The organism is Microcoleus sp. CAWBG58 (assembly GCF_020883045.1).
Taxonomy (GTDB): Bacteria; Cyanobacteriota; Cyanobacteriia; order Cyanobacteriales; family Microcoleaceae; genus Microcoleus.
On the sequence record NZ_JAHRFA010000164.1, the window covers coordinates 1 to 4,740 of the forward strand.

The 4,740-nt window shown below is 44.5% G+C and carries 4 protein-coding genes; all 4 read right to left on the reverse strand.

The annotated features are described in order from the left end of the window. Positions 1-488: 488 nt before the first annotated feature. The 4 genes from QZ918_RS32875 to QZ918_RS32890 all read right to left on the reverse strand — a co-directional run bounded on the left by QZ918_RS32875 (position 489) and on the right by QZ918_RS32890 (position 4,204). Positions 489-1,244: an LmeA family phospholipid-binding protein gene (locus QZ918_RS32875; protein ID WP_293343240.1), complete on the reverse strand. Its 756-nt coding sequence runs from the start codon at positions 1,242-1,244 to the stop codon at positions 489-491. Positions 1,245-1,371: 127 nt separating this feature from the next. After that, positions 1,372-1,965, reverse strand: a complete 594-nt coding sequence (locus QZ918_RS32880; RefSeq protein ID WP_293343243.1) for a pentapeptide repeat-containing protein — start codon at positions 1,963-1,965, stop codon at positions 1,372-1,374. A gap of 129 nt (positions 1,966-2,094) precedes the next feature. Continuing rightward, positions 2,095-3,519: an HD domain-containing phosphohydrolase gene (locus QZ918_RS32885; RefSeq protein ID WP_293343246.1), complete on the reverse strand. Its 1,425-nt coding sequence runs from the start codon at positions 3,517-3,519 to the stop codon at positions 2,095-2,097. A 145-nt stretch (positions 3,520-3,664) separates the two neighbouring features. Next, on the reverse strand, positions 3,665-4,204 hold the full coding sequence (locus QZ918_RS32890) for a transposase (RefSeq protein ID WP_293343249.1): 540 nt from the start codon (positions 4,202-4,204) through the stop codon (positions 3,665-3,667). Positions 4,205-4,740: the final 536 nt, after the last annotated feature.

Genomic DNA, 4,740 nt, shown 5'->3' on the forward strand with positions numbered 1-4,740 from the left:
ATTTTGTTGACGAATTCTACCAATTCCATTTCATCTATTATCCCTGCTACTATTCCTTGCAGGGTCTAAATTTACGATATTTATAGCTTCAGAGGGCTTTTTCATAGTTTTGAAGGTTGCTATACTACCACTAATTATTATACCTTAAAAAAACCTCAAATGATTACTATTCAACCATTTGAGGTTTTGAAAATTATGAATTTTTTGAAAATTAAATCCGATCGAATATCTGCGGAATGTGGGTTACAATTTGATGGTTCTTTTCGGACGGGCGGGACGCCCATCCCACGAACTTCTTGTGTAAATTATTTAATTTGCGATCCTTAGTTCTGCAAATACGCCGGAATACAGAGAGACTTTAGACTAGCAACGCTATAGCTGAAAAACTGTGGCTAAAATAGCAAAACCCGCTGGGGCGGGTAATTTTGTTAAGCTATAAAATTTTTCCAACCAATCTGATTTGTCGGCTAAGCTCAGCACGCTGAGGCTTAGCGCTTGCCTTTGGGGAACTGTTCGATGCCAGCCCAGCCGTAAAAAACCAGCTCGTCATTTTGAACTCGACACCGGTCTACTCGCAGTTGAGTTCCCTCTAATGCAAATTTGTCTAAGTCTAGCAAGTTATTTACGTGGGCAATTATAGCTTGACCCAAGTCTACTGCTTGCCCGTCACCGCCGTAAGTAACGCTGACAAATTGGATTTTGCGTCGGTCTTCTACTTGCAATTGAGCTGTAATATCTATTTTGACTGGTTGGCTGTCCTGGCCGATCGTAATCTCGGACTGAAGGCGAATTGATTTGTCTGTTCCAAAGCTGACTTCAGTGTTTTGAAAGTACAGAGATTGCTCTTGGTATTTCAGCTTTTGGAGTTTTTCAACTACAAAAGGTGTATTGAATGAGGTGGTTAAATCCGATCGGCTTAATACTACTCGCATATTTGCCTGGGTAGGCTGCCGCAATTTGACTTGACCTGCAAAAATCGCCCCAAAATCAATGGAGAGTGCTTGCAAGTAGAGTTCCATTACTTCTATGCGCAGGCCGTTATACATCAACATACCTTTACCAACGAAGTCGAAACCGTCGATGCTTCCCTGCAAGAGTTTGGCCACAGGTTCGACTCGGATGTTGGCTTCTGCCTTTTCAGAACGTTTGAATAAGGCTGCGATCGCAGCTCCTGCTACTTTGCTGACAAGGCGATCGCCACTTTGACCTTGAAAGGATGTACCGCTAAACAAAGCTGCTACCATTTATTCGTTTGCTCATCTACAGTAGCTATTATAACCTCTCATTAAGAAATGTTAAAATAGCTTGTGCTTATTCACTTTATAAGCAGAAGTTGTTTTTTGTCTGCCTTGAAAGTAACATTTTGGAAATTTAAGGACTCAGGGGCGTGCCTTGGAGACAAGCGCGATCGAGCAAAGCTCCATCCCAGACGGTATGTTCGATCGCCGCACAGAGCAAATTAGCGCCCGTCAGGTTAGCACCGCGCAGTACGGCTCCATTCAGGATAGCTTCTTCTAAATCAGCTCCCGACAAGTCTGCGCCGGACAAATTGGCATTGCTCAAATCTGCCTGCTGCAAGATGGCGCGAGCCAAATTAGCACCCCGCAAATCGGCTCCCCGCAAATCGACACCGCTCAAATCCAAATTGCCGATCGAGGCCGCCGTCAAAAAAGCACCCCCAAAACTTGCATCGCGCACCAAAGCATTAGCAAAGGAAGCACCGCGCAAGTCAGCATTCCGAAAATCTGCCCCGCGCAAGTCAGCACCGCTCAAGTCTGCGCCGCGGAGGTTTGCTCGCAGCACCGCCCGCTGCAAGTTAGCACCTGCGAGATTAGCTCCTGTTAAGTTGGCTTGAGATAAGTCGGCACCGGCGAGATCGGCTCCCGCTAAGTTTGCGCCGGCTAAATCTATGCCGGCCAATATATGAATTTTGCCTTGGCGTATGGCTTCGAGGTCGTTAGTCATTAGTTTTTAGTCATTAGTCATTAGTCATTAGTCAACAGTTATTAGTTATTAGTTATTAGTTATTAGTCAACAATCATTAGTCATTGGTAGTGAACCAACTGTCAACTGTCAACTGTCAACTGTTAACTGTCAACTGTCAACTGTCAGTGCCGGAGTTGCTGTTTGAGTACGATCGCCCAAATCCTCCAACCAGATATTAGGCAGTTGGGTGGGGCGGGTGGGTAACTCCATCAAACCCATATCTGCGAGTCTGACGACATTCCCGAGAGTTTCCACCAAAGCCGGATCGAACCGAGTGCCCGACAGTTCCCGGCACCTTTCCAAAGCTTCTGTCAAGCTCAAAGCCGGACGATCGCCCCGCGGTTGAGTCAAATCTTGAAAACAAGCGACTAACCCCACAATCCGCGAAGCAATTGGTATATCTTCGCCTCGCAAACCCTCAGGCCTGCCGCTGCCGTCCCAATTTTCGAGTTTGTGCTTGACAATTTCGGCGACTGGTGATATTTCCGGCATTGCTTGCAGGAGTTGGGAACCGATGAAACTGCGATCGCGCCAGAATGACAGAGTTCCTTCGTCGAATTTATCGGAAGTGCGATCGAATACCTCATTCGGGGCGGAAACTAAGCCGACTCGAAACAGCAATCCCGCCAGCCGCAGCCTTCGCAGTTGCAAAGCCGGCAAATCCAACAATTGACCCAAAGTTTCCGACAAAGCCGCCACTTGCAAAGAAGCTGTGGGATTTGAGGTGTCGCGTTCGTCTACGCGCTGGGCCATCCGCAGAAAAGCTTGCAGTTTGTTGGCGTTCAAATTGCGGCTGACGCGCAAAGCTTGACCTTCCAATTCCCACAAATCGCGAGTTTGGCGGTTAATTGCCACCATTTGCTGCTGAGAACTTTGCAGGTAAGTGACGATCCGGGTGACTACGCCACTAATATCGGCTAGGGGTGGGCCGACTGTGGCAAGAATTTCGTGATGAATTTCTAGCAAACTGTCGGCTAGGGAGGAATTATAATGTCGTGTTTGTTCTATAAAAATTTCTGCTGACGCTGACACTAATGATTGGTCAAAAGACCACAAACCGTAGAATTTTCGCTCTGTATCAACTTCTGGCTTGCCCTCTGGCAAGTATTCCTGGGCCGTAAGTTCGCGACAAAGCACCATTGCTTTGTATGTGGGGGCGAGGATGATTAAATTCCATTCTTGAATTATCGGGTCGAGCTCATCGAGTTCTATTAAAGATACATTTTCTAGTTGACCGGTTTTGTGGGTAGCGAAACCGCTGTCGGCTACTGCACCGATGACAACTTGTCGAGAAGCCTTAGCAATATCGAAGTAGCGATCGGCTTCTTGCAAATACCATTTTCCCTGCTGAAACGTCACCAAAACCAGCGGTTTTAGTGCGAGATCGTCCCCGCTGCTGGTTTGCAAGATGTGGTCTTCTAGGGCGTGACACAGGGCTACTAGGGTGTTTTTGAAGTATACCCCGTAGCTAGAAGGCAGTTTTCCGTCGGGAAGTGTAGCTTGTAGTCTGGCGAGAGTTGATTCTGGATTCATTGCAAAAGGCGGTGCCGGCTCTTAACATATTGTAACGTGCGATCGACCTTCTCGAAAATACTTTTGACAAAAATCCGATTTTTTGATGACTTCCGGCTCCACAACCTATAAAAACGGCGATGTAATGGCGATCGATCCGCCTTTTTCAATTGAGTTCGAGCCCAACCGCACCGACAGCGATTTCTTGCTCTTCAAAAAAAACGACCTTGCTTATATCAATACTCCGGACAGTTTTTAAGCAGCGAGAGTACCATAGGATAGGACGCTCCGGAAGGTTAGGGTGATTTAAAATGAAATTCCGGTCTAAATCTAACTTATCAATAAAGGTGTAAAGTATATGCCTATTGAATTCACGGCGTTTATAAGAGGTCATGGAAAACACGAATGGCTCGGGCGATAAATGACTATTATAAGCTTCATATTTGGCTAAATTTAAAGCAATTAGACTGGCATTAAAATGAAAATCAAGGCATTGACCACTACGAGATTGACAATCAGATAAGCCTGTAAATTGTTTGGCATCACGAAAAATAAACTCAATCTGAAAACGAGCCTGATAATACTCAAGTATTTGCTCACCTGTCAGCTCGATATCAGTGCTGAATAATAAAATATTTTTGATTTTACCATTGGGTTGAAGTTCAGAAAGACAAGCTAAACGTATTTTGCATTTTGAAAGAAACACTCCATACTACTAATGAGTAAAGCTTGACTCCTGGTTTAACTTCTTTGATAAAAGTTAAATCTTTTAATTTATTACAGTCCACTTTTCCCTCGTATTTACGAGGTGCACTCTGTGAATTTTTTTCACCTGTATAGAGGTACTTTAAATTGGCATCTGACCGTAATTTACTAATCAAATTTAAATTTGAATCTCGTACAGCCTCCCAGAACTTAGCGCGGCAATAATAACCGTCAGCTACCAAATATCGTACAGATTCTGGCAATAAAGAACGAGTATTTTTTAAATGTTGAGAATAGTCGTCAACTCTTGTTATCTCAGGCGTTGAGCTTTGAGCGCCTTTCTTTTTAGTAGTTTTTTTTGACTTTTTTTCGTTTGAGCTGTGAGGGGATTTTTGGGTAGTTCTGTGGGACAGGGGGAACGCATCTTATTGAAGACTGTTCGCCAGTCGTGAGTATATTTTGAGATAAATTCACCATGCTTAGAAGCTACAGAGACGCTTTATAATGAATTTTGTAAGAAAACAGTCATTGATTAAT